Raw genomic sequence first — 23,353 nt, 5'->3', positions numbered from 1 at the left:
AATTTCAAATTCCAGTGATCAAATTCCAATGAGTTTCCAAACTCCAATCGGACCTTTCTCATTTCCAATGGAATTTGGAATTTGAATTTTGGAGTTTTATTGGAATTTGGGTTTTGGAAATTGGAATTTTTCACAGGTAATCCTCCCAGTTTGCGCCGAAGAGCAGGACTTCGGGGTCGAGGGCGATGCCGTGGGTTTTCAGGACGGCGGAGCGGATGCGGCGGATGAGCTGGATGATGTCGGTCGCGGTCGCGCCGCCGCGGTTGATGATGAAATTGGCGTGCTGCGGGGAAACTTCCGCGCCGCCGATGCGCGCGCCTTTCAAGCCGGCGGTGTCGATGAGGCGTCCGGCGGAGTCGTTGGGTGGATTTTTGAAAATGCTGCCGGCGCTGGGTTCGCGGGGTTGCGCGGTTTGGCGTTTGGCGCGGTTGGCCTCGATTTGCGCGGTGATTTCGGCGGGGGATTTTTCCCCGTCGGGACGGAGCGTGGCGGAGAGGGCGACGAGGTTGTTTGCGGCGAGCGCGCCGCAACGGCGGTAGGTAACGTCCATCTCGGAGGGGCGAAGGGTTTTGATTTCGCCTGTGTGCGTCATGACGCGGACGGTTTCGACTCGGTTGAAGGTTTCGCCGCCCATCGCGCCGGCGTTCATGCGGAGCGCGCCGCCGAGGTTGCCGGGGATGCCTTCGAGAAATTCAAATCCTGCGAGGCCGGCGGCGGCGGCGAGGCCGCAAAGATTTTTGAGTCGGAGACCCGCGCCGCAGGAGACGAGGTTGCCGGGCAAAATTTCAAAATGCTGCCAGTGCGGGGCGGCGAGTGAGATGACGAGGGCATCAACACCCTCGTCGGGGATGATGAGATTGGAGCCGCGTCCGAGGAGGAGCGTGCGGATGGCGCGGGCTCGGGCAAAATCGATGAGGAGGGCGAGGTCGCGTTCGTCGGCGGGCTCGGCGTAGAGACGGGCGGCGCCGCCGGCGCGCATGGTGGTTTTTTGCGCGAGCGGTTCCTCGATGCGGACTTTGGACGCGGGCGAGAGCGTGCCGCGCAGGGCGACGCCGAGGGTGCCCCAGTGGTTGGCGGCTTTTTCGTATTCGGTGGCGAGCGTGAGCCAGGCGCGGGCGGAGTGGTCGATGTCGCCCGCGCCGACAAAGACAACCCAGTCGCCGGGGCGGACGTCGCGCGCGAGCGTGGCGAGTGTGGCGTCTGTTTTTCCGTTGCGATAGATGACGGGTTGCGCGGGCGCGGCGGCGCGGAGCTCGGTGTGGAGGTCGGCGGTGTCACCGCCCGCGATTGGAGCCTCGCCGGCGGGATAGACGTCGATCAGGTAGGAGCGGTCGGCGATGGCGAGCGCGGCTGCGAAGTCGGCCTTGAATTGCGCTGTGCGCGAGTAGCGGTGCGGCTGAAATGCGACGAGTAGGCGTCCGGGGGCGGGGATGCGCGAGTGGAGGCTGGAGAGGAGGGCGCGGATTTCGGCGGGGTGGTGGGCGTAGTCCTCGACGACGGTCAGGGTGTCGGTGGCGCGGAGAATTGACTGGCGTCGGCGGACGCCGGGGTAGGCGGCGAGGAGATCGGGCGCGAGTGTCGCGCCCATGAGGTGCGCGGCGGCGAGTGCGGCGGCGGCGTTGGCGGCGTTGAAGTCGCCGAGCGCGCGCACGGTGGCGCTGGAGATGGGGAACTTGCCCGCGAGCGCGAGGGTCTGGCCGTCGTTGGCGGCGCGTGTGATTTGGTAGCGGAAGCCCGCGTCGGCCGCGGAGCCGAATGTGTGATGAAAATGCGAAGTGCGGAGCGCGGAATTCGGAATGGAGCCAATGACCGCCCGTTTCGTGCGGGCGAAGAGGGCTTGGAAGGCGGCCTCGATGTCGGCGGGGGTGCGGTAGTGGTCGGGGTGATCCCAGTCGAGGTTGGTGACGATGGTAATTTCGGGGGAAAAGTTTTCGATGGTGCCATCGCTTTCGTCGATTTCTGCAACGACCCAGTCGGTCTCGCCGGTGTCGGCGGGCGGGAGCGAGGTGTCGTTGAAGAGTCCGCCGAGGATGTAGCCGGCGGAAAACCCGGCGCGGTGCAGTGCGGTGACGAGCATCGCGGTTGTTGTCGTTTTGCCATGCGAGCCGCAGATGGCGGCGAGTTTTTTCCCGCGAACAACCTCGGCCAGAAGCTCGCCCCGGCGAACGATGGGGATGTCGCGCGTTTTTGCGGCAATAGCGGCGGGATGCTCCGGCGAGATGGCGGTGGAGACGACGAGAAGATCGGGTGAATGCGGAATGTCGGACGCAAGCGGTGCGCCTGCAGTTTGCGTGGTTTGAAATTCCGCATTCCGAAATCCGAAATCCGCATTCACCTCGACGCCCGCGCGCTCGAGTTGGGCGCGCATGGGGGCGGTCATGGCGTCGTCCTCGCCGGTGACGGCGTAGCCGAGGCGGGCGAGGTGGATGGCGAGCGGGCCGAGGCCCATGCCGCCGATGCCCGCGCAGTGGATCGCGCGCACTTCGCGTCCGAAGAGGGTGGGGAGCGGTGTGCGGGAGTCGGTCATGCGGCGGGTGAGGCGGACTTGCCGGCCTGCGCGGTGTGGGGCGGGCGGCGGTTGGTGATTTGCTCGAGGTCGTCGAGAAGGAGGTCGAGCGAGTTGGCGCGATCCATGCGGACGAGGTTTTCTCGAAATTTGCGCAGGAGCCAGTCGTTGAAAATGGTGTCGCGGACTTCGCGCGTGAGCGTGTTGAGGCGGCTTTGGTCGATCACGACCCCGCCGCCTTGCTGCTCGAAATAAAGCGCGTTGGCCTGCTGGTGATTGTCGGCGGCCTGCGGGTAGGGGATGAGGATCGCGGGGGTGACGCAGCGGATGAGCTCGGCGATGGTGCCCGAGCCGGCGCGCGAAACGACAAGGTCGGCGGCGGACATGAGCGCGGCCATGCGGTCGCAGAAGGGTGAGAAGATGCTTTTGACGGGGCGTCCGTTGGCATCGGGGTGGGTGATGATTTCGTCGCCGCCCTTGCCGAGGCCGGTGACGCAATAAACCTGGATGCCGTCGCGGGCGAGGATGTGGAGGTTTTCGCGGGCCCAGTTGTTGATTGAAGTCGCGCCTTGCGAGCCGCCGAGGATGACGAGAACGCTGCGCTCGGGGGAAAGTCCGAAGCTGGCGCGCGCGGCGTCGCGCGGTTCGCGCTGGATTTCCTTGCGCACGGGCAATCCCATCGGCCGCATGCGCGAGCGGGTGACGCCGGGGAGCGCGATGCCGGGCGGAAGAAAGAGGCGCGCGGCGAGCGGCTGGAGAAAACGGGTGGCGCGACCGGGCACGCGGTTGGATTCATGGAGCGCGATGGGCGCGCGGAAAATCGCGCCGGCAATGATGACGCTCGCCGTGGTGAAGCCGCCGAAGCCGACGATGCCGTCGGGCTTGGTTTTGCGAACCAGGTTAATGCTGAAAAGAAATCCGTGGAGCTGGCGAAGAAGAAACACCGGCAGCAGGAGCGGATTTCGCGGAAGGGGTGCGCTGGGGACGCGGCGGAAGTTGAGGTGCGGGTATTTTTCGGAGAGGCGCGAATCGACTTTTTTGCTGCTGATAAGAAGGGTCGCGTTGTGGCCGCGCGCGAGGAGCGCCTCGGCAAGCGCGATGCCGGGCGCGAGATGCCCGCCGGTGCCGCCGCAGGCGAGGAGGAAGGTTTTCGTGTGAGTTGGCTGGCTGGTGGAAGACACTTGAAAATTTGTGAGCGGGAGAGGCGGGTTGGTGGAATCAAGGGCTAAGGATTTAAGAACTGGGAGGCGCACCGGCACCGCCGGGGGGGCGTCCGTTGGCGCGATGGCGCCCACTTCTTAATTCTTAAATCTAAGCTCTTGATTCTCAGGTTTGAACAACTTCCCTGAGGATGCGTTCGCGTTTGGAAAAGGCGGGGCGCGGCCAGTTGCGCTGGTTGTTGAGCAGGATTCCGATGAGCGCGCCGGTGAGAAGGAGGTTGGACATGCCGTAGCTGACGAGGGGCAGTGACATGCCTTTTGTCGGCGCCATGCCTGTGACGACGTAAAAATTGACCAACGCGGGCATGATCAGGAAGAGAACCGTGCCGGCGGTGAGCAGGTATTGGAACATGTTTGGCGCGCGGCGCAGATGCATGAGCGCGGCGATGAAAATGATCAGGAAGAGCGCGAAGACGGAGATCGTGCCGATGAGACCCAACTCCTCGCCGATAACCGCGCAAATGAAGTCGGTGTGCGCCTCGGGCAAAAACGTGATTTGCTGGCGGCCCTGCCCGAGCCCGGTGCCATGGATGCCGCCGACGGCAAATGCGGAGAGCGCCTGCTCGAGCTGCCAGCCGCCGTCACCCGACTTGGTGGTCTCGTGATTGATCCACGCCGTGAGGCGCGCGAGCCGGTTTGGGGATGTCGCCACGAGCACGGCCGCGGCGGCGATTCCGGCAATAAATGTGGGGACGAGGTGCTTGACGATCCTGGCCCCGGCGAGAAAGAGAATGCTGATGCCGACCCCGAAAATAAGGCACGCGGTGCCGATGTCCTTTTGCTGCGAGATGGGCAGCGTGATGGCGGCGATCATGAGCAGCGGGACGCCGTAGCCCTGCAGGGTTTTCCCGATGTGGTTTTGTTTGATCGCGAGGTAGTGCGCGAGGCAGAAGATAAGCGCGATTTTTGCAAACTCCGAGGTCTGGAATGCGAGCGACGGAACGCCGAGCCAGCGACTGCTGCCGTTGCGGCGGATGCCGATGCCGGGCACCAGCGTGAGAAGCAAAAGGATGACCGCGACCACAAGCAGCGGCACCGCGTATTTGCGCAGATGCTCAAGATCGAGCCGGCTGACAAAAAACGCCACGCACACGCCGAACCCCACTCCGATCAACTGCTTGGTGACAAATGTGGCCGCCCCGTGCTTGGATGCCGTGCTGGCGCTGTAAACAATGGGAATGCCAATCGCCAGGAGCAAAAGCGCGCACGCGATGATGACCGAAACAGGCGTGATGGCCTTCGGTTTTGCCTCAATGGGGGAGTCGAAATAGCTGGCGGAATCCATGTGGCGGCGGAGGTCGGGAAGTTTCTCATAAGGCCCCGGGCGCGCGTCAGCGCGCGGGATCCTGCGGCGTGACGACGGGCGGCGCGTCGGCGGGGGCGGGCGAAATGGGGCTTTCGCTTACCGGTGAAATGGGGCTGACGGGCGCGGTTTCCACGGGCGTCGGCGGAGGCGCCGGCGGGGGCGTTTGTGACGCGGCTTGCTGCGCGGCGGGTGTCGTCGCGGCGCCGACGGGCGTGTCGGCGGGCAGGTTTTTCCTTGCGGATGTGATGGTGAGTTTTTGGCCGGCCTGAAGTTTGCGCGGGTCGGTGATGTGGTTGGTGGTGGCGATTTCGTTGCGCGAGGCTCCGTAGTGGCGGGCGATGACGTCGAGGCTTTCGCCGGGTTTCACAATGTGAGTGATGGTGAAGCGGGGACCCGATGCGTCGGTGGTGGCGGCGGGCGCGGGCGCGGTTGTCGCGGGCGCGTCGGCAATGGAGGGGACGACGAGTTCCTGCCCGATGCGGATGGATGTGCCGGCGAGTTTGTTTAGGCTTTGGATTCGCGCAACGGTGGTGTTGTAGCGGCGGGCGATGACGGCGAGGCTGTCGCCGGCTTGCACCTTGTAAATGTTGGTGCCGGCTTGTGTTGCCTGCGTCGTGGCGCGGGTGGTTGCCTGGCCGACGGTCCTTGCGGGAATCCTGAGCTTTTGACCGACTTGGAGCGTGGGGTTGCGCGGAAGCTCGTTGGCCGAGAGGAGTTCGTTGGTGGATATCTTGAATTTTTTGGCGATTTTCCACGCGCTGTCGCCCGACACAACGGTGTAGGTGAGCATGGGGGGCGGTTCCGGTTCGATGGCGGGAGCCTCGGCTCCGGTCTGCGGGCGCGGTGGCATGGCGGCGCTGGAGGCGGGGACGCTGAAATTCGTCACGGGGCCGCCGGTGAAGGCGCTGCCGCTGTCGGGCGCCGTTGAGAGGGGCGCGGAGCCGGCGTTGCCGCTGTCGGGCGCGGGGATGCCGGAGTTGGCTTGCCCGCCGACGGTGGTGGCGGCGCGCGCGGCTTCGATGCGCGAGAGGTTGGAGGCGGCGGGTTTTTCCGGCGTCGCGTGCGAGGTGCGCGCGGTGGACTGGCAGCCGGGAAGGATGAAACCGAAGGTGAGGACGACGGCGTGCACGGCGACGACGAGGCCGATCATTTTTAGAATTTTCATTGGAGGATGAAGGTGTGTTTGTTGTTGTATTTGAAAAATGGATACTGGACGCGGACGCTGTTCATCGTTTGGAGGCGGGCGCGGCGGCGAGTCCGGCAACAAGCTGCTCGAACTGGTCTCCTCGATCCTCGTAACTGTTGAACATATCAAAACTGGCAAAACCGGGACTTAGCAATACGTGATCTCCACTTTGTGCGTTCTTGGACGCCAATTTTACAGCCTCGGCAAAGGTGGCGCAGGCGGTGTGGGAGACATTGTAGGCGCGGCAGGCGGCGGAGAGTTCGCCGGAGGTGGCGCCGATGAGGAGGGCGTGCTTGACGGAGGGCGCGATGCGGCGGACGAAGCCGGGGATGTCGCCGCCCTTGGAGAGGCCGCCTGCGATGAGGATGGCGGGCGAGGGGAATTGCGAGAGGGCGGCCTCGACGGCGTGGAAGTTGGTGGCCTTGGAGTCGTTCCAGTAGGAGACGCCCCTCACCTCCGCGACGCGCTGGAGGCGGTGGCGGCCGAGCTTGAAGTTTTGCGCGGCGGCGTAGAGAGCTTGCTCGGGGAGGCCGGCGTGGCGCCACCAGGCGGCGGCAATGAGGAAGTTTTCGCGTTGCGGGTAGTGCTCGAAGATGGTGCCGGCGAGGAGGATGTCGGCGGGCTGGCTCTCGGTGGCGACGCAGGCGTCGGGCGGGAGCGCGCAGCCGAACTCGGCGGCGTGGCGTTGCACGGAGTCGCCGGCGAGGATGATGCCGCCGAGGGAGCGGTCGAGGAGCCGCCATTTGGCGTCGAAGTAGTCGCGCATGTGCTGGTGGCGTTCGAGGTGGTCCTCGGCGAAGTTGATCCAGAGGGCGGAGTCGGCGCGGAAATACTTGAAGCTCTCGGATTGGAAGGAGCTGACCTCGACGACGGCGGTGTCGTCGATCGTGCCGCCGTCGGTGCGGTTGACGAGCGCGCTGAAGGGGAAGCCGACATTGCCGGCGGCGGTGGTGTCGCGCTTGATGGAGCGGAGTGCGTGCGTGAGAAATTCGGTGAGCGTGGTTTTGCCGTTGGTGCCGGTGACGGCGATGATTTTGCCGCGCCAGAAGAGGGATGCGAAGTCGAGTTCGCCGAGCGTTTCGCAACCGGCCTTGCGCGCGGCGGCGAGCCATTTGTGGTTTGCGGTGAAGCCGGGGCTGAAGATGACGAGCGGATGCGCGCGCGCCTGCGTGGCGGTGAAGACGTGCTTGGCGTGCTTGAGTTTTTCATCGTAGAGCACGCCTTTCGCGCCGAGTTTTTCGAGGAGCGCGAGAACGGCCTCGCCGCTGCGGCCTCCGCCGAGGACGGCCGGTGCCTTGGCAAGGTGAGGAACGAGGAAATCTGGGATTTGGAGAGGCATGGGAGAGGAAAAAGGCTGAAAGGCTGAATGACTGAAGAGCTGATTTTTTAGCGGAGTTTGAGCGTGGCCAAGCCTGCCAGGGCGCACATCAACGAGATGATCCAGAAGCGGATCACGACTTTGGTTTCGGGCCAGCCGCGTTTTTGGAAGTGGTGGTGGATCGGGGCCATCAGGAAGAAGCGGCGGCCCTCGCCGTGTTTGCGGCGGGTGTATTTAAAATGGCCGACTTGGATGAGCACCGAGCAGGCCTCGGCGACAAAGACGCCGCCGACGATGATGAGCGTGAAGGGTTGCTGCACCATGAATGCGATCACGCCGATGAGGCCGCCGAGGGCGAGCGAGCCGGTGTCGCCCATGAAGACTTCGGCGGGGTGCGAGTTGAACCAAAGGAAGGCGAGCCCGGCGCCGACGAGCGCGGTGCACACAATGGTGAGCTCGGAGGTGCCGGGCACGAAACTGATGAGCAGGTATTCGGAGACGAGTGCGTTGCCGGCGGCGTAGGCCATGATGCCATACACGAGCGCGACAGTGACGGTGCAGCCCATCGCGAGCCCGTCGAGCCCGTCGGTGAGGTTGATGGCGTTGCTGAAACCGACGATCCAGAAAAACATCATCACCAGGAGCGCGATTATGCCGAGCACGCCCGTAAAAAGGAGCACGGGTTCCTTGACGAACGGGAGCCACAGTTCGCTGATCTTGGCGGAGCTCATGGGATGGAGCAAAAGCGCGCCGAGCGCGATGATCGTGATGACCGTCTGCCACGCCATTTTTTCGCGCGAGGAAATGCCGTCGCGGCTTTTGCGGACAACCTTGAGGTAGTCGTCGCGGAAACCGACTGCTGTGAGCGCGGCGTAAACAAACATGGCGACGATGATCCAGATGTTGGGGCGCGCCCAGAGGAGCGTGCTGCCGAAGACTGACGCAAAGATGAGAAGGCCGCCCATGGTGGGCGTGTTCTTTTTGTCAAAACGCACGGCGAGATCGCCGGTGCGGTCGTCGTCGTAGTGCTGGCCGAACTTAAGGACGCGGAGGCGGTGGATGAGCCACGGGCCGAGTGCGAAACCAATAATCGCCGCCGTGCCCGCGCTGGCAAATGCGCGAAAGGTGATGAACCGCAACAGGCGCAGCGGGCCGAAAATAGTGTCGAAATCTGCCAGGTGGCTTAGCATGAAAATCAGAATCAGTGGCGAGTGACGAGTGGCGGGTGAGGAATGGGATTTGAGGTCGGACGTTGTTGCGCCGCAGGTGTGACGTTGCGCGGGGCGGGGCGGGTGGCGGGCGGGGGCATCATGGAGCTGATCGCGAGCATTGCCCACGGGGTGGCGCTGCCGAGGTTGTTGATGACATAGCTGAAGGCGGCGGCGGGATTGCAGCTGTAAACGTGCGTGCGGTTGTGGGTGGCGAAGGTTGGTGCGTTCATAAATGGGCGTTTTTGATGTTGTCGGGCAGCGTGTTTTCCAGCGCATTGCGGCGGCTGCCTTTCATGAAGACGGCGCCTTGAAACGCGGCGATGCGTTGAGCGGCGGCGGCGGTATCCGTTGTTTGGATGCGGGCGTGTTCGGGCTTGGAAACGCCGGCGGCGATGTCGGGGGCGTGCGCGCCGATGAGGATGAGTTCGTCGCCGGGGCGGTCGCGGAGGAGCGCGGCGAGTTGTTCGCCGAGTTCGCGGTGGTGGCGCGGCGACTCGGGGCCGAGTTCCTCCATGCCGCCGATGATGTAGAGGCGCGGGAGCTCGGGCGGGGCTACGCGGACGAAGGCGTCGAGCGCGTCGGACATCGAGGCGGGGTTGGCGTTGTAGAGGTCGAGGTAAAAGAGGCGTCCGGAGGAATCGCGCACGATTTCGCCGCGCCATTTCGAGGGCCGCCACGCGTCGAGGGCGGTTTGTATTTGAAAATCGGATACGCCAAGGCGTTTGGCGAGCGTGATGGCGAGCGCGGTGTTTTGTTGCATCCCGGAGGAGGGAAAGGCTGAAAGGCTGAAGGGCTGAAGGGCTGAAATCGGAGCGGGGGAGGGGAGCGCGGTGAAGGTTGGGTATTTTAAGCAGGCGGGCGGGAAGATGCGTGCGCCGTTGGCGCGAACGTGCTGGAGGAGGACGGCTTTTTCGCGGGCGGTGGTTTCGAGGTTGCCGAGATGTTCAGTGTGCGCGGGGGCGATCATTGTGATGATCGCGTGGTCGGGGGCGATTATCGTGGCGAGGGTTTCCATTTCGCCGGGGGCGCTGATGCCGGCTTCAACGACGGCGTATTTGTGGCGCGCGGGGTCGATGCGCGTGAGGGTGAGCGGGACGCCGATGTGGTTGTTGAGGTTGCCCTCGGTGGCGAGGGCGCGGTCGGCGCCGTGCGCGGCGCGGAGGATGTCGGCGAGGAGATTTTTCGTGGAGGTTTTGCCGTTGCTGCCGGAGATGCCGATGACAACGACTCCGGCGGCCTGGCAGGCGGCGCGGTGCGCTGCGGCGATTTTCTGAAAGGCGGCGAGCGGGTCGGCGACGACGAGTTGCGGGAGATCGATTGCGGGGTTCGCGCACGAGACGATCGCGGCGGTGGCTCCGGCGGTTTTCGCGGCGTCGAGGTAGTCGTGGCCGTCGCGACTGGGGGTGCGCAGGGCGACGAAGATTTCGCCGGGGCGGAGGGTGCGGGTGTCGTTTGAGAAGCCAAAGAACGCGCGCCCGGGCGCGACGGTCCAGTGACCGGCGGTCCAGTGGGCAAGTGTTGCGGGCGCGAAGAGTGGCATGGGTGGGTGGTGGGGAGCAGGATGCTCCCCTTACGATTTGAGGGTTTTCAGGTTTATCAGTTCGCGGACCGTCTGGCGGTCGTCGAAGGGGATCACGGTGTCGGCGAACTCTTGGTAGGATTCGTGGCCTTTGCCGGCGACGAGGAGGCAGTCGCCGGGTTTGGCCATGTCGAGCGCGAGGCTGATGGCGCGGCGGCGATCCTCGATCCAGGTGAGTTTTTCGGGCGCGGTGACGCCGGTTTTCATGTCGTCGAAAATTTGCTGGAGCGGCTCGGAGCGGGGGTTGTCGGCGGTGGCGAAGGCGTAGTCGGCGAACTCTTGCACGGCGCGCATCATGAGGGGGCGCTTGGCGCGGTCGCGGTTGCCGCCGCAGCCGAAGACGACGAGGAGGCGGCCGGGCGTGATGGCGCGCAGCATGCCGAGGGCGTTGCGGAGGGCGTCGTCGGTGTGCGCGTAATCGACGAGGGCGTTGAAGGGTTGGCCGGCTTCGATGCGTTCCATGCGGCCGGCGACGCCGGTGAATGTTTTGAGGCGCGACATGATGACGAGCGGGTCGCGCCCGAGGCCGATCGCGGTGGCGACGGCGGCGAGGAGGTTGGAGACGTTGTAGCGGCCGATGAGGGGCGAGTCGATGTCGAGGTTTGTGCGAGACTCGGGACGAGTCTCGTCCGCACGCGGGACGCGCGCGCTCCCCCCCCCCGACCAGACGAGGCGGAAGGTGGTGTTCTTGAAATTGAGCGAAATGTTTTCGGCGCGGACGTCGGCCGAGGGGGATTCGCCGAAGGTGAGGACGCGGACGCCCTCGGGGACGCGCTTGACGAGTTCGGGGCCGCGCGGGTCGTCGATGTTGATGACGGCGAGCTTGGGTTGCGCGCCGGTTTTGCCGGTGAAGAGGCGCGTTTTGACGTCGAAGTATTCGTCGAGGTTTTTGTGGTAGTCGAGGTGGTCGCGGGTGAGGTTGGTGAAGACGGCGGCGTCGAAGTGCATGCCGAGGACGCGGTTTTGGTCGATGCCGTGCGAGGAGACTTCCATGACGGTCTGGCGGCAGCCGGCGTCGCGCATTTGGGCGAGCATGCCGTAGATGTCGATTGACTCGGGGGTGGTCTTGAAGGAGGGCACGGTGCGGGCGCCGAGGTCGTAGTTGATGGTGCCGACGAGGCCGACGCGCTGGTCGCCGTTGAGGAGGTGCTTGAGGAGGTGGGTGACGGTGGTTTTGCCGTTGGTGCCGGTGACGCCGACGACGGTCATGTCGCGGTCGGGGAAACGGTAGTAGCGTTGCGAGACGCGGGCGAGCTGGGCGCGCGGGTCGGCGACTTGGATGAAGGTTGCCTTGCCGGGGGCGTGGAGGGGGAGCTTGTTGGTGACGATGGCGACGGCGCCGCGGTTGATGGCCTCGTCGATGTATTCGCCGCCGTCGGTGCGGAGGCCGGGGAGCGCGAAGTAGAGGTTGCCGGGGACGACGCGGCGGGAGTCCATGACGATGCCGGAGATGGGGCGGTCGAGGGGGCCCTTGCTGGCGATGATTTCGTCGTCCTTGAAGTAGTCGGAGAGTTTGGGTGCCATTTTGAAAAGGTTGTTTGCGTGGTGTGGTTTGAGCGCGCGAGGCGAGCGGGCGGCGCGCGCGGGAGTGCGCCGGGCGCGTGGCGCGGGCGCGAGGTCGAGCATGGCGGCGGCGGGCGTGTCGCGGAACGCGGTGACGAGAAAGTGGTTTTGTGTGAGATAGCTGATCATCTGGATGCGGTGCGGATCAGTGGTTGGTGGCGATGACGGTTTGGGACCCGAGGTGCGAGGGCCGGGCCTCGGGAACCGGCTTGATGTTGAGATAGGGAATGAGTTTTTCGGCGAGATGCCTGAAACTGGGGGCGGCGACGGTGGAGCCGTAGGCGGTGCGTCCATTGGGGGGCCTGGCGTCGTCAACAATCACGGTGATGACAACCCGTGGCGCGCTGGCCGGGAAGAATCCCGAGAAGGAGCCGACGTGGTTGGTTTTGGAATAGTAAACGCGGATGGGTTTTTTCCTCTCGGTGTCGCCCGGCGCGAACTCGCGGATGAAGCGCTGGGCGGTGCCGGTTTTTCCGGCAAACTGGTAGCCGGGAATGGCGATTCTGCCGGCGGTGCCGTCGGAGGAGACGACGCGTTGGAGGAGCGAGCGCATGGTGCGCGCGGTTTCGCGGGTGATGACGCGGCGGCGGGTCTGCCTGCCGAATTGCAGCGCGAGTTCGCCGTCGGGTTTGCGGACCTCGGCGAGGAGTTGCGGCGTGACGAGTTCGCCGTCGTTGGCGATGGCGGCCATCGCGTAATGGATTTGGAGCGGGGTGGCGCCGATGGAGTAGCCGGCGGGGATGCGCGTGATGTCGATGGCGTTCCAATTTTTGACGTGGGAGATGGAGCCGAAGACTTCGCCGCCGAGCGCCAGGCCGGTGTGCGAGCCGAAGCCGAACGCGCGGATGTAATCGTAGAAACGCTGGTCGCCGAGACGCATGGCGAGAAGCGCGCTGCCGCGGTTGCTGGAGTGTGAGATGATTTCCGAGACGGTGAGCGGATGGTCCCAGCGGTGGTCGTCGGCCATGAGGCGGAGGGTGCGGCCTTTGTATTCGGCAACATCCCTGGAGCAGTCGAAGCGAGTGTCGGGCGTGACGAGCCCCTCGTTGAGCGCGGCCGAGGCGACGACGATTTTGAAGGTGGAGCCGGGATCGATGTAGGATTGGATGGCGAAATTATCGAAGGCTTCCTCGGGCGCCTTGCCGTAGTCGTTGGGGTTGTAGGTGGGGTGGTTGGCGAGGGCGAGGAGCGCGCCGGTTTGCGCGTCGCTGATTATGATGGTGGCGTGTTGAGGCGAGAATTTAGCGGCGAGATCGGCGAGTTCCTCCTCGGCCCATTTTTGGATGACGGAGTCGATGGTGAGCTTGACAGTGTAGCCGTCGACTGCGGGAACTTCGCGCGAGCGGAACTGAACGAGCTCGCGGCTGCGGACGTCTTTCTCGGATTCGCGCCATCCGTTGAATCCCTTGAGGTAGCAATTGAACGCTTTTTCCGAGCCAATGACAGCGGTCTGCTCCTTGTTGACAAAACCGAGGATGTGCGCGGCGAGCTGGTTGTGTGGATAAGTGCGTTCGTAAACGCGCTTCAACACAAGGCCGCTCTTGATGTTGAGATCGGCGATTTTTTTGTAAACGTCCTCGGGGACGCCGTCGCGGTTGATCCAGGAAAATGAGCCGTAGACGTCCCTGGTGCCGTCCTTGGTCGTTTCCGTGCGGAGGAAGATTTTGTTGTTGCAGATGCGAGTGACCTCGGCGTGGGGCACGCCGACGAGATCGGCGAGCCTGGCCCACTTCTCGTTTTCCCCGGCGATGAGCGCGGCGGCTTTTTTGCTTTCGGCGAACCGGTTGTAGGTCTTTTCGTATTCGACGGGATCGACGGCGACCTGGACGAGGAAGCGGCTGGTGGCGAGGATGTCGCCGTGCTTGTCAACGATGTCGCCGCGGCGCGAGTGTTCGACGTCAAATTTGCGGCGGGCTTTGCTGGCGTCGGCGACGCGCTGGTCGCGCTGGGTCACATGCAACTGAACAAGACGCACGGGCACCGCGCAGAAGAGTGCAAAAATGCAAACGGCGACGAAGGTTATGCGTTTGTTGGATGCGAAGCCCTTGGGCATGGGTTGGTGGTGGCGCGGCTTAGTGGCTCATGCTCACAAAGCGGATGATGGAAGGCTTGGTTCCGGTGTCGGGGCGCGCGAGCGGGGGCGCGTCCGTGTCGGGCGAGGCAGGCAGGAAACCGATGCGCTCCATGTTGCGTTTCAGGTCGAGAAGGAGCTTCGGGTCCCTGGTGACGCGCACGAGTTGCTGCTCGCGGATGGCTGAGAGATTGAGTCGAAACTGTGCGTTGCGGCGGTTCAGCGCCTCAAGCGTCTGCGCGGATGCGATCTTGTTGTTGAGCTCGGTCTGGTGGCGTTGGAGGCTTGCGATGCTGTTTTCGAGCCCGTCGTTTTCTTTCGCGACGCGGACGTTGCTTTGCTGCTGCCAGACAACGGCGAAGGTGGACGCGCCCAGGCAGAAGACCGACGCCAGCACGAGAGCGGTGAGGTTGGTGATGTAGCCTTTGTTGCGGGAGGAAGTTTTCATTGGAAATGCGGTTTTTCTTAATGCGGAATGACTGTGATGCGCGGGGGGCGTCAGAGCTTTTTGATGGCGCGGAGCTTCGCGGAGCGGCTTCGCGGATTTGTGGAAGTTTCATCGTCGCCGGGGACGATGGGTTTGCGGGTGAGCGGCTCGGCGTGCTTGTCGCGGAACTGCTGCGGACGGGAATCGGAGGCGTTTTCGGGCTGGCCGCAGAGCCGCCGGAAGAGCGTTTTGACGATGCGGTCCTCGAGTGAGTGGAAGCTGATCACGCAGAGGATTCCACCGGGCGCGAGGCGGGCGAAGGCGGCGGGCAGCGCGCGCTCGATGGACGCGAGTTCGTCGTTGATGAAAATGCGGATGCCTTGGAACGAGCGCGTGGCCGGGTGGATTTTGGACGCGCGTCGTTCGCGCGCGGGAATCGCGTCGGCGATGACGTTCGCGAGCGAGGCTGTGTGCGCAAGCGCGCCGGAGCCGCGGGCCGCGACGAGGGCGCGGGTGACGCGGCGCCAGCTTGGCTCCTCGCCGTAGTTGCGGATGGCGCGGACGATGTCCTCCTCGGGCGCGGTTTCGAGCCAGGCGCAGGCGGGGATTCCGGAGCGCGGGTCCATGCGCATGTCGGCGGGAGCGTCGGTGCGGAAGGAGAAGCCGCGCCCGGTTTCGTCGAGCTGGAAGGAGGAAAGTCCGAGGTCGAAGAGCGCGCCGTCGAGGTTGGCGATGACGGAGCCGTCCGCGGGCTCGGTGTCGGGCTCGGCGAGGCGCGCGAAATCGGTATTCGTTAACTGGATACGTCCGGGAAATTCGCGCGCGAGCCTGTCGGCGCGCGCGGCGGCGTCGGGATCGCGGTCGAAGGCGAAGACGAAGGAGCCGGCCGCGGCCTCGAGGATGGCGCGCGTGTGGCCGCCTCCGCCGAAGGTGCCGTCGAGATAACGCCCGTTGTCGCGCGGCGAGAGGAGCGCGATCACCTCATTGAGGAGAACGGGTTGATGTTGTCCGGTTGCGGGCATGGCGTTGTTTTTTGGCTCATGCGGCATGGCGGGTTTCGTTTCCAAGCCGGACATCGTTGGACGGGGCGGCGGCGTGCGCGCCCATGGCGTGTTGAGAGTGGGTGCGGACGGTTGCGCGGCGCGCGGTGAACGCGACCGGGCTGAGGCTGGCGCGCATCAGGCGGAAATGCCAGAGGCGCGCACGGATGTTTCCATCGAGGCGCGAGGCGGCGGCGGGCGCGGAAGGCGGATTGTCGTTGGGAATGACCATGGCTTTTGCGCGCGTTAGATGCCGAGCTGGGCGAGGACGCTGTTGTCGTCGGCCTCGGGTTTGGAAATGCGAGCCCATGTCTCGGGGCTGTAGATGAAAAAGTTGTCCATCGAGCCAACGAGGACGGCGTCGCGGGTGATGCCGGCGTGCTCGCAATGCTCCGGCGAAATGGCGGCGCGGCCTTGCTTGTCGTAGCTGAAATCTTTCGACTTCGAGAAAAAGCGGGCGAGCGCCTGGCGGCCCTTGACGTTGGAGATGGGGATTTGATCCGACTTGGCGTGGATGGAGGCCACTTTGGCGGGCGTGAGCACGGCGATGAAGCGGTTGCCTTCGTCGTCGTGTTGGGGGACGGCAAGGAACGACACTCCGATGGCCTCGGGCGTGCGCCACGGCGACGGAATCGTGAGGCGATTCTTGTCGTCGAGGGCGTGGCGGTATTCGCCGGAATAAACTGCTGTGCCTTGTGGTGTCATCGGTGTGATGAAGCGGCGTTTTTTACAAGTCGCTCCAAATCTCTCCATATCAATCCATTTTCCTCCATTTCGTTCAAGCCCAAAAATTGCGGAAGTGGGGATTTTCGATGGTTTTAACGGAAAACTTATTCACACGAAATTGTGAATAAGCTGTGAGCGAGCCGCGCGTTATTCTCAGAAAGTTGCAAAACGACTTGATTTGATGATGGTTGCGAAGGCGTGTTCGAGGGGAATTTCGGAAAACTCCGCGTATTTTGAGCGCCAGATGCGCGCAAGTGGCTTTGGGGTTGCCTTTGGTCGGGAGCCGACAAGATCAAATGACTGCAAAACAACCCTCCACTTCATCCCCACCATGATTATTCAGTTCAAAAAATTGTCACCCGAGGCCAGAATTCCATCACGCGCGAATCCAACCGACGCGGGGTTGGATTTATATTCGATCGAGGATTTTTCGATTGAGCCGGGCAAACGCGCGCTGGCGAAAACGGGGCTGGCGGTTGCGGTGCCCGAGGGGCATTACGGCCGCGTCGCAGACCGCTCGGGCAACGCATGGAAGCTCGGCGTGCATTGCCTCGCGGGCGTGGTGGACGAGGCGTATCGCGGCGAGCTTGGTGTTGTATTATTAAACACGTCGCAGGAGCCTGTATTATTCAAAAAGGGCGACCGTATCGCGCAATTTATAATCGAGAAATGCGCCTATCCGACGCCGGTCGAGGCTGGCGAACTGGATGACACAAGCCGAGGCGCGGGCGGGTTTGGAAGCACGGGAAAATAATATAAAGGCGGAGTGTGATGATGCTCGACCCGTAATTATTAATTTTATATTAGAATAATAAAGAGAGAGTGCGCGCGCGTGCCGGTGCTTGAATTGATATTAAAATATTTTTAAACATAAACGCCATGCCCGAACGATGCGCTCAATGTTCAACTATTCGCTGTCATCCGGACGGGCGCGCGGTTGTGTAAGTTGAAAAGTCAATGTCCTCGAACTCCAATAAACAAAATCCGCTTGCCGGCATTGATTCGGTTTCATGGGGCAAACTTTCTCACGCCTATGGCGACGCGTCGGATGTGCCGGGGCATTTGCGCGCGCTGGTGGACGGCGACGCCAAGGCGGCCGATCATGCGAGCTCGGAACTGTTTGCCGCCATCCTGCACCAGGGCACGATTTACACGGCGACGATTCCGGCGATTCCGTTTTTTGCGCGCATCGCCGCGTGTCCCGGCGCGCGGGGACGCAAGGAGGCGCTGTGGTTTCTGGTCGGGTTTGGCGAATCGATACGCGCGGGCTGGTCGCGGACGCCGGGGTATTTGCCGCGCGGAACCAACATGAAGGATTTCGACGCGCGCTGTCGCGCGGCGCTGGCCGGCGCGTGCGAAATGGTTGCCAGCGTGGTGAGCGATCCCGCGCCGGAGCTGCGCGCGCTGGCGGCGCAGGTGGCGCAGGCTTCCCTGCCGATGCCGGGAAAAATAATCGCGATGCTTCGGCGGCAGTTGTCCGTGGAAAAGGACAACGACGCCAAGGCGGCGATCATCCGCGCGCTCGTGGCGGGAGGCGCGTTGTCGAGGGCTGAAGTGGACGCGCTCAGGGAGAAGAGCGCGCCATCGGTCGTGTTTGCGACGGCGTGGAAGGCGGTGCAGTCGGGCGCGGAAATCGAGCCGTGGCATTTTGAAACGCTGGCAAAACACTGGGGCGCGTGCGCGGAAAAATTGGAGGCGCGGGGTGTTTGTGGCGACGCCATTGTGGAACTGGTCATGGCGCGCAAGGGCGCGGTGCTGCCGTTGCTCGACGCGCTCGCGGTGCAAAAAAGCCCGGCGGTGCAGCGTTCGGCCATTGATGGCGCCGCGGCGTTGGCGGGCATTTCGCGCGCGTCGGCGGACGCGGCGCTGGACGTGCTTCTCAAGGTGGCGCGGAAACCGCACGCGGACATGCGCCGCCGGCTTGTGCACATGCTCGGGAATACCGGGGTTGGCGGTCGCGCGGCCGATGCGATTATTGACGTGGCCACGGGCGATCCGTCGCCGACCTGGACGCAGACGGTGAAGCGGCCCACCGGCTCCGGGCTCGGCGAACAATCTTATTTGCGCGACTTGCGGGCGGACGGCGCGCTGGCGTTGTTGCGCGCGGGCGACAAGCGCTGGGACCGGCTTTTGGACGAGGCGTCGCCGGAGACCGACTGGGTTGGGCACAATGCCATGTGCTCCACGTTTGCCATCGCGTTTGCGCGCGAAAAGGCTCCCTGCACGCCGCGCCTGCTGGCGCGCGCGAAAAAACGCATCGCGGTTGAGCCGTCGTCGTGGTGCGAGCTTCTCGAAACATGGCCTGTGGAAAAGGCGTTAACGCTCGCTCGCGAAGTCATGGCCGGTTTGCCGAAGGCGGTGCAAAAGGCGTCGCTTCTCCTCGGCTCATGGCGGTGCGCCGCGGCGATTCCGCGGCTTGAGGAGCTTGCGCAAGAACTCGACGCGCGCGGCTCGAACACGGCGATGTGGCCGCACATTGCGCTGGCGCAATTGAAGGGCGACGCGCGGCATTTCGAATTGGCGCGCGCGGCGTATGAGCGGAGCGACAAGGAGGGGAAGGCGAAGTATTTTTTGAGCGATTTGCTCAATGCGTGGTCGGCGCGTCCCGGCGCGGCGTTTCATGCGTTGTGCCGCGCATTGATCACCGGCAAGGCGGCGACGAGTTTTCCGGCGCGCGAGGAACAGTTGCTCGCGATTCGCGCGCTGGCCGGCGTCGATGGGGCGAAAAGCGTGTGGCCGACATTGCTGGCGATTATCGACAAGGCAGAGCGCCCGCTGCCAAACGCCTGCGCGCTTGCGGTCCAGCTTTCCAAAGACGCGCCGAAAAATCTGATGGACTCGTTGGTGGCGATGCTGGAGTCCATTGTCGCAAAGGGCCGCTCGACATGGTCCGGCAAGGATGAGTGCGCGCCGGTCACGGCGATGGGCGCCTTGTTGCAGTTGCAGCCCGATCATCCGAAGGGGCTGGCGACAAATCTCACGGCGCTAAAAAAGGCGACGAGCGAACACCGGTTGCTGCCGCTTGTTCCCGACATCTGCGGAATGCTGAAAGCGCTCGCGCAACAGAATCCCGCGAATAGGAAAAAAATCGCCGCGACAATCACCCGCCTGCTCAAAAGCGACAACCGCGTGGTGACAATTTCCGACGAAGACTGCGCGCGCATGGATGATATTTTTTGCCGCGCGCTCGCGGACGCGTTGCACGAGATTTCGGGGACGGGGCTGGACTAAAAGGGCGCAACCAATCAGGCACATCGCATGTTGTCGCGCCCCTTCAGGGGGCCGGCGGCATGCTGTTGGTAACCCGGGGTTGCGCGCTGCGCGCTCATCCGGGGCTAAATTGTGTGACGCCTTTGGCGTCAGGCTTGCAGGCGTTCCCTCGACGCCAAGCGGATGCAACTTTCTCGACGCGAAAGCGGCGTCGCCGGCCTGCGGCCTCTGCCGCCGCACTCCAAAGTGGAATGCGTTTTTTCGACTCTTCGTTTCAGGCTGGATCAAGCTTCAGGGTGCAAACGTGTTCTTTTTATCCTGTAAAATTTTGAGATGCACCCTTGCGGGGACTCGCTTCAACTGACATTTTTGAAAAATAAAGTTTATATACAGTTCGATTATGGAAGACATCAATAGTGTTAAATCATTTTATTCTTGCGAGCCATCGTTTAAATCGCGTGTCGCGCGTTTTTGGGGATGGTATGCGTCGGTGGCCGATCGTTTTTATCAAGTAATTGAGGATGGCAAGTGTCCGTCGCTCGCTGATGAGGTTGGCGAGAAGGTTGACGAGTTGCTCGGAAACTTTGCCTGGGTTTTCGGGCCGGGAGCCGAAGGCAAGGGGCATTCGTTTACGTTGAGCGCCGAGGGAGACTCCCACAAACAATTGCTCACACAATATTGGGAAAGTTGCGCGCCCGAAATTAATGGATGGACCTTTTATCCGGCGCGACAACCGGGATCGGTTAAAAACTGGGTTTTGAAAATCGGGGATGATGATTTTCGACCGATCGAATTTTGGCTGACTCCCGAGTTGGATGAGGAGCGGAAAATCATCCATCTGACAGTTTGGCATCCGCTATTTGAAAAGTTGGACAAGAATGCGAAATATCGCGTGCTGTTTCTTGCGCTTGACGAGACTTTGGGCGAATACGGTGTCGAACAGTGGTTGGGTCGCATAGATTTGGGCTCGGGCAAACTCGTCGGCTCCATTCCAATTCTTGAACTGCCTGAGTATATTGCCGGCCTGCAATCAAGCAAAGGATGGAAGAAACTGCCACCCGGCCAGTCGGGAGTAGTTTATAAAATAAAGGAGACAAGCGGGAAATATCCTCGAAGCGATGTGTATGTGGGAACTTCGGAGCATTATACCTTGATTCGCGATTATATGGAGGCGAGTGGACGTTGGGCCAATCCTGTGGTGCGGTATGGCGCTGATTTTGCAAGCGCGGCTTTTCCCGCTTCATGGCTAAAACAAGGGGAGGAAATCGCATCGCGTTCAAAAATTGAGGATGCGCTTGATGCTGCGTTGCGCGCAGAAAAAAGCGGGCGTCTTCTTGGAGGCGCAACAGGAACGGACAACGCTTATATCGACTTGTTGTTACTGGATGGGGCAAGAAGCCGCGAAATTGCAAACCAGGTTTTGCGCGAGCAGGGATTGCCCGGGGACACCACGTTGCGCTCGTTTGCAACAATGGAGGCGGACGCTTGATGCAATTCAGGCGCATATAATAATGCGCGGATTATAAAATGAAACCCAACTGGTGAATATTATAATTCGGCCAGTATATTATTAAATGTCGCGCTGGGGCGCATGGCGGCGGAGGCTTTGGTGTCGTCGGGTTGATAGTAGCCGCCGATGTCGGCGGGCTTGCCTTGGACGGCGATGAGTTCGGCGGCGATTGTCGTCTCGGCGGCGGCGAGTTTTTCGGCGACGGGGGCGAAGATTTTTTTCAGGTCGGCGTCCTTGTCTTGCGCGGCGAGTTGTTGCGCCCAGTAGAGGGCGAGGTAGAAGTGGCTGCCGCGGTTGTCGATCTGGCCGACTTTGCGCGCGGGGGACTTGTTGTTTTCCAGGAACTGGCCCGTGGCGGCGTCGAGCGTGTCGGCGAGGATTTGCGCCTTGGGGTTTTTGTTCGCGGTGGCGTGGTGCTCGAGCGAGACGGCGAGGGCGAGAAATTCGCCGAGGCTGTCCCAGCGCAGGTAGTTTTCCCCGAGGAATTGCTGGACGTGCTTGGGCGCGGAGCCGCCGGCGCCGGTTTCAAAGAGGCCGCCGCCGTTCATGAGGGGAACGATGGAGAGCATTTTGGCGCTGGTGCCGAGTTCGAGGATGGGGAAGAGGTCGGTGAGGTAGTCGCGCAGGACGTTGCCGGTGACGCTGATCGTGTCCTGTCCGGCGCGGAGGCGTTCGAGGGTGGCGCGGCAGGCGGCGGCGGGGGCGAGGAGGCGGATGTCGAGGCCGGTGGTGTCGTGCGTGGTGATGGCGGGGAGGACTTTTGCAATGAGTTCGGCGTCGTGCGCGCGGTTGCGGTCGAGCCAGAAGATGGCGGGCGCGCCGGTGGCGCGGGCGCGGGTGATGGCGAGTTTCACCCAGTCGCGGACGGCGGCGTCCTTGGTCTGGCAGGCGCGCCAGATGTCGCCGGCCTCGACGGTGTGCTCGATGAGAATGTCGCCGTTGGCGGTGTCGATGACGCGGACGAGTCCGTTGGCGGGAATCTCGAATGTTTTGTTGTGCGAGCCGTATTCCTCGGCGGCTTGGGCCATGAGGCCGACGTTGGGGACGGTGCCCATGGTGCGCGGGTCGTAGGCGCCGTGTTTTTTGCAGTCCTCGATGACGGCTTGATAGACGGGGGCGTAGGAGGCGTCGGGGATGAGGGCGAGGGTGTCCTGGAGTTTGCCCTCGGCGTTCCACATTTTTCCGGAGGTGCGGATCATGGCGGGCATGGAGGCGTCCACGATGATGTCGCTGGGGACGTGGAGGTTGGTGATGCCTTTGTCGGAGTTGACCATGGCGAGGGCGGGGCCGGCGGCGAGCGCGGCGGCGAGGCCGGTTTCGAGGGGGGCGCGCTGGTCGTCGGGGAGGGTTTTTATTTTGGCGACGAGGTCGCCGATGCCGTTGTTGAGGTCGATGCCGAGGGGGGCGAGCGCGGCGGCGTGCGCGGCGAGATAGTCCTTGAGGTAGGCGCGCATGGCGTGGCCGAACATGATGGGGTCGGAGACTTTCATCATGGTGGCCTTGAGGTGGAGGGAGAGGAGAACGCCCTCGGCGCGTGCGCGGGCGATTTGGGTTTCGTAGAAGGCGACGAGGTCGCGTTTGCGCATGACGGTGGCGTCGAGGATTTCGTCCTCAAGAAGGGGGAGTTTTTCCTTGAGGGTTTTGATGAGCGCGCCGTCGGGCGAGACGAGGTCGATGCGGACGGTGGTGGCGGCGGGGAGGGTGACGGATTTTTCGTTGGAGTAAAAGTCGCCGCCGTCCATGTGGACGACGTTGGTTTTGGAGTCGGGCGTCCATGCGCCCATGGAGTGCGGGTGTTTGCGGGCGTATTCCTTGACGGCTTTCGGGGCGCGGCGGTCGGAGTTGCCTTCGCGGAGGACGGGGTTGACGGCGGAGCCTTTGACGCGGTCGTAGCGGGCGCGGATGTCGCGCTCGGCGTCGGTCGCGGGGTTGGCGGGGTAATCGGGGAGGTTGTAGCCGTGGGCGCGGAGTTCGTTGATGGCGGCGGTGAGCTGGGGGACGGAGGCGGAGATGTTGGGGAGCTTGATGATGTTGGCCTCGGGGCGGAGGGTGAGCGCGCCGAGTTCGGCGAGGGCGTCGGGGGTGCGCTGCTCGGGCGGGAGCAGGTCGGCGAAGGCGGCGAGGATGCGCCCGGCGAGGGAGATGTCGCGCGTCTCAACCGTGATTCCCGCGTGTTTGGTGAACGCCCGCACGATGGGCAGGAGCGAATGGGTGGCGAGCGCGGGGGCTTCGTCGGTCTTGGTGTAGATGATGGCGGGTGTGGTGGCTGACATACGTTGGGTATTTCGTATGCCAGATGCGCGCAGGGTCAAAACAAAGCTCAGGGTTTAAGTCTAAAGATTAAGTTTAGGATGATGACGGCGGTGGCTTGTCCTTAAACCTAGATTTTATCCCGAATTAAGGTTTTTTGATTTTTTAACCACGGAGGGCACTGAGTGACACGGAGAAATCCGTGAAGAGTTGCCGGTGGATTTTTCCCG

Annotated in this window: 18 protein-coding genes; 3 read left to right on the top strand and 15 right to left on the bottom strand. The window is 63.0% G+C overall.

Going from position 1 to position 23,353, the window contains the following annotated elements; all coding sequences use genetic code 11:
• Window positions 1-130: 130 nt before the first annotated feature.
• The 14 genes from murB to M2447_RS00350 all read right to left on the bottom strand — a co-directional run bounded on the left by murB (window position 131) and on the right by M2447_RS00350 (window position 16,132).
• Window positions 131-2,527 (bottom strand): UDP-N-acetylmuramate dehydrogenase, encoded by a 2,397-nt coding sequence (gene murB, locus M2447_RS00415; RefSeq protein WP_277556856.1) that lies wholly within the window; start codon window positions 2,525-2,527, stop codon window positions 131-133.
• Entirely contained in the window at window positions 2,524-3,687 is a 1,164-nt protein-coding gene (locus M2447_RS00410) for a UDP-N-acetylglucosamine--N-acetylmuramyl-(pentapeptide) pyrophosphoryl-undecaprenol N-acetylglucosamine transferase (protein ID WP_277556854.1), read from the bottom strand. The genes murB and M2447_RS00410 overlap by 4 nt, the downstream gene beginning before the upstream one ends.
• 145 nt (window positions 3,688-3,832) lie before the next feature.
• On the bottom strand, window positions 3,833-5,011 hold the full coding sequence (locus M2447_RS00405; RefSeq protein ID WP_277556853.1) for a putative peptidoglycan glycosyltransferase FtsW: 1,179 nt from the start codon (window positions 5,009-5,011) through the stop codon (window positions 3,833-3,835).
• Window positions 5,012-5,057: 46 nt separating this feature from the next.
• Window positions 5,058-6,197 carry a LysM peptidoglycan-binding domain-containing protein gene (locus tag M2447_RS00400; protein ID WP_277556852.1) on the bottom strand — a complete coding sequence of 380 codons (1,140 nt, stop codon included), beginning with the start codon at window positions 6,195-6,197 and terminating at the stop codon, window positions 5,058-5,060.
• A gap of 61 nt (window positions 6,198-6,258) precedes the next feature.
• Window positions 6,259-7,557, bottom strand: a complete 1,299-nt coding sequence (gene murD, locus M2447_RS00395) for a UDP-N-acetylmuramoyl-L-alanine--D-glutamate ligase (RefSeq protein ID WP_277556851.1) — start codon at window positions 7,555-7,557, stop codon at window positions 6,259-6,261.
• A gap of 47 nt (window positions 7,558-7,604) precedes the next feature.
• A complete protein-coding gene (gene mraY, locus M2447_RS00390) occupies window positions 7,605-8,726 on the bottom strand; it encodes a phospho-N-acetylmuramoyl-pentapeptide-transferase (RefSeq protein WP_277556850.1) in 1,122 nt (373 codons plus the stop codon).
• 11 nt (window positions 8,727-8,737) lie between these two features.
• Window positions 8,738-8,977: a hypothetical protein gene (locus M2447_RS00385; RefSeq protein ID WP_277556849.1), complete on the bottom strand. Its 240-nt coding sequence runs from the start codon at window positions 8,975-8,977 to the stop codon at window positions 8,738-8,740.
• Window positions 8,974-10,287: a UDP-N-acetylmuramoyl-tripeptide--D-alanyl-D-alanine ligase gene (gene murF, locus M2447_RS00380; RefSeq protein ID WP_277556848.1), complete on the bottom strand. Its 1,314-nt coding sequence runs from the start codon at window positions 10,285-10,287 to the stop codon at window positions 8,974-8,976. The genes M2447_RS00385 and murF overlap by 4 nt, the downstream gene beginning before the upstream one ends.
• Window positions 10,288-10,317: 30 nt before the next feature.
• Window positions 10,318-12,018, bottom strand: coding sequence for a UDP-N-acetylmuramoyl-L-alanyl-D-glutamate--2,6-diaminopimelate ligase (locus tag M2447_RS00375; protein WP_277556846.1), 1,701 nt, complete (start codon window positions 12,016-12,018; stop codon window positions 10,318-10,320).
• Window positions 12,019-12,034: 16 nt separating this feature from the next.
• The gene (locus M2447_RS00370; protein WP_277556845.1) at window positions 12,035-13,942 is read right to left on the bottom strand and encodes a penicillin-binding protein 2; all 1,908 of its coding nucleotides are present in this window, start codon (window positions 13,940-13,942) and stop codon (window positions 12,035-12,037) included.
• A 19-nt stretch (window positions 13,943-13,961) separates the two neighbouring features.
• Window positions 13,962-14,408 (bottom strand): hypothetical protein, encoded by a 447-nt coding sequence (locus tag M2447_RS00365; RefSeq protein WP_277556844.1) that lies wholly within the window; start codon window positions 14,406-14,408, stop codon window positions 13,962-13,964.
• Window positions 14,409-14,458: 50 nt separating this feature from the next.
• Window positions 14,459-15,436, bottom strand: coding sequence for a 16S rRNA (cytosine(1402)-N(4))-methyltransferase RsmH (rsmH, locus tag M2447_RS00360; protein ID WP_277556843.1), 978 nt, complete (start codon window positions 15,434-15,436; stop codon window positions 14,459-14,461).
• Window positions 15,426-15,659, bottom strand: a complete 234-nt coding sequence (locus tag M2447_RS00355) for a hypothetical protein (RefSeq protein ID WP_277556842.1) — start codon at window positions 15,657-15,659, stop codon at window positions 15,426-15,428. Before M2447_RS00355 ends, rsmH begins: the two co-directional genes overlap by 11 nt.
• Window positions 15,660-15,673: 14 nt before the next feature.
• The gene (locus tag M2447_RS00350) at window positions 15,674-16,132 is read right to left on the bottom strand and encodes a mraZ (RefSeq protein ID WP_277509664.1); all 459 of its coding nucleotides are present in this window, start codon (window positions 16,130-16,132) and stop codon (window positions 15,674-15,676) included.
• A gap of 352 nt (window positions 16,133-16,484) precedes the next feature.
• Here M2447_RS00350 and dut point away from each other — a divergent pair, with 352 nt between their 5' ends.
• The 3 genes from dut (at window position 16,485) to M2447_RS00335 (ending at window position 20,852) form a co-directional block, all read left to right on the top strand.
• On the top strand, window positions 16,485-16,907 hold the full coding sequence (dut, locus tag M2447_RS00345; RefSeq protein WP_277509665.1) for a dUTP diphosphatase: 423 nt from the start codon (window positions 16,485-16,487) through the stop codon (window positions 16,905-16,907).
• Between the two features lie 203 nt (window positions 16,908-17,110).
• Window positions 17,111-19,384 carry a hypothetical protein gene (locus M2447_RS00340; protein ID WP_277556841.1) on the top strand — a complete coding sequence of 758 codons (2,274 nt, stop codon included), beginning with the start codon at window positions 17,111-17,113 and terminating at the stop codon, window positions 19,382-19,384.
• A 379-nt stretch (window positions 19,385-19,763) separates the two neighbouring features.
• A complete protein-coding gene (locus tag M2447_RS00335) occupies window positions 19,764-20,852 on the top strand; it encodes a hypothetical protein (RefSeq protein WP_277556839.1) in 1,089 nt (362 codons plus the stop codon).
• A gap of 59 nt (window positions 20,853-20,911) precedes the next feature.
• On the opposite strand, the gene M2447_RS00330 is transcribed toward M2447_RS00335, so the two are convergent.
• Window positions 20,912-23,146 (bottom strand): NADP-dependent isocitrate dehydrogenase, encoded by a 2,235-nt coding sequence (locus M2447_RS00330; protein WP_277556838.1) that lies wholly within the window; start codon window positions 23,144-23,146, stop codon window positions 20,912-20,914.
• Between the last annotated feature and the right edge of the window lie 207 nt (window positions 23,147-23,353).

Source organism: Ereboglobus sp. PH5-10 (assembly GCF_029504735.1).
In the GTDB taxonomy this organism is placed as follows: domain Bacteria; phylum Verrucomicrobiota; class Verrucomicrobiia; order Opitutales; family Opitutaceae; genus Ereboglobus.
This window is presented reverse-complemented; position numbering and strand designations above follow the sequence as displayed.

Coding starts and splice junctions, on each gene's coding strand:
- M2447_RS00355 (WP_277556842.1), bottom strand. CDS start 15,659: ATGGTCATTCCCAACGACAATCCGCCTTCCGCGCCCGCCGCCGCCTCG.
- rsmH (WP_277556843.1), bottom strand. CDS start 15,436: ATGCCGCATGAGCCAAAAAACAACGCCATGCCCGCAACCGGACAACAT.
- M2447_RS00405 (WP_277556853.1), bottom strand. CDS start 5,011: ATGGATTCCGCCAGCTATTTCGACTCCCCCATTGAGGCAAAACCGAAG.
- M2447_RS00350 (WP_277509664.1), bottom strand. CDS start 16,132: ATGACACCACAAGGCACAGCAGTTTATTCCGGCGAATACCGCCACGCC.
- M2447_RS00375 (WP_277556846.1), bottom strand. CDS start 12,018: ATGATCAGCTATCTCACACAAAACCACTTTCTCGTCACCGCGTTCCGC.
- murD (WP_277556851.1), bottom strand. CDS start 7,557: ATGCCTCTCCAAATCCCAGATTTCCTCGTTCCTCACCTTGCCAAGGCA.
- M2447_RS00340 (WP_277556841.1), top strand. CDS start 17,111: ATGTCCTCGAACTCCAATAAACAAAATCCGCTTGCCGGCATTGATTCG.
- M2447_RS00370 (WP_277556845.1), bottom strand. CDS start 13,942: ATGCCCAAGGGCTTCGCATCCAACAAACGCATAACCTTCGTCGCCGTT.
- M2447_RS00400 (WP_277556852.1), bottom strand. CDS start 6,197: ATGAAAATTCTAAAAATGATCGGCCTCGTCGTCGCCGTGCACGCCGTC.
- mraY (WP_277556850.1), bottom strand. CDS start 8,726: ATGCTAAGCCACCTGGCAGATTTCGACACTATTTTCGGCCCGCTGCGC.
- dut (WP_277509665.1), top strand. CDS start 16,485: ATGATTATTCAGTTCAAAAAATTGTCACCCGAGGCCAGAATTCCATCA.
- M2447_RS00365 (WP_277556844.1), bottom strand. CDS start 14,408: ATGAAAACTTCCTCCCGCAACAAAGGCTACATCACCAACCTCACCGCT.
- M2447_RS00385 (WP_277556849.1), bottom strand. CDS start 8,977: ATGAACGCACCAACCTTCGCCACCCACAACCGCACGCACGTTTACAGC.
- M2447_RS00335 (WP_277556839.1), top strand. CDS start 19,764: ATGGAAGACATCAATAGTGTTAAATCATTTTATTCTTGCGAGCCATCG.
- murB (WP_277556856.1), bottom strand. CDS start 2,527: ATGACCGACTCCCGCACACCGCTCCCCACCCTCTTCGGACGCGAAGTG.
- M2447_RS00330 (WP_277556838.1), bottom strand. CDS start 23,146: ATGTCAGCCACCACACCCGCCATCATCTACACCAAGACCGACGAAGCC.
- murF (WP_277556848.1), bottom strand. CDS start 10,287: ATGCCACTCTTCGCGCCCGCAACACTTGCCCACTGGACCGCCGGTCAC.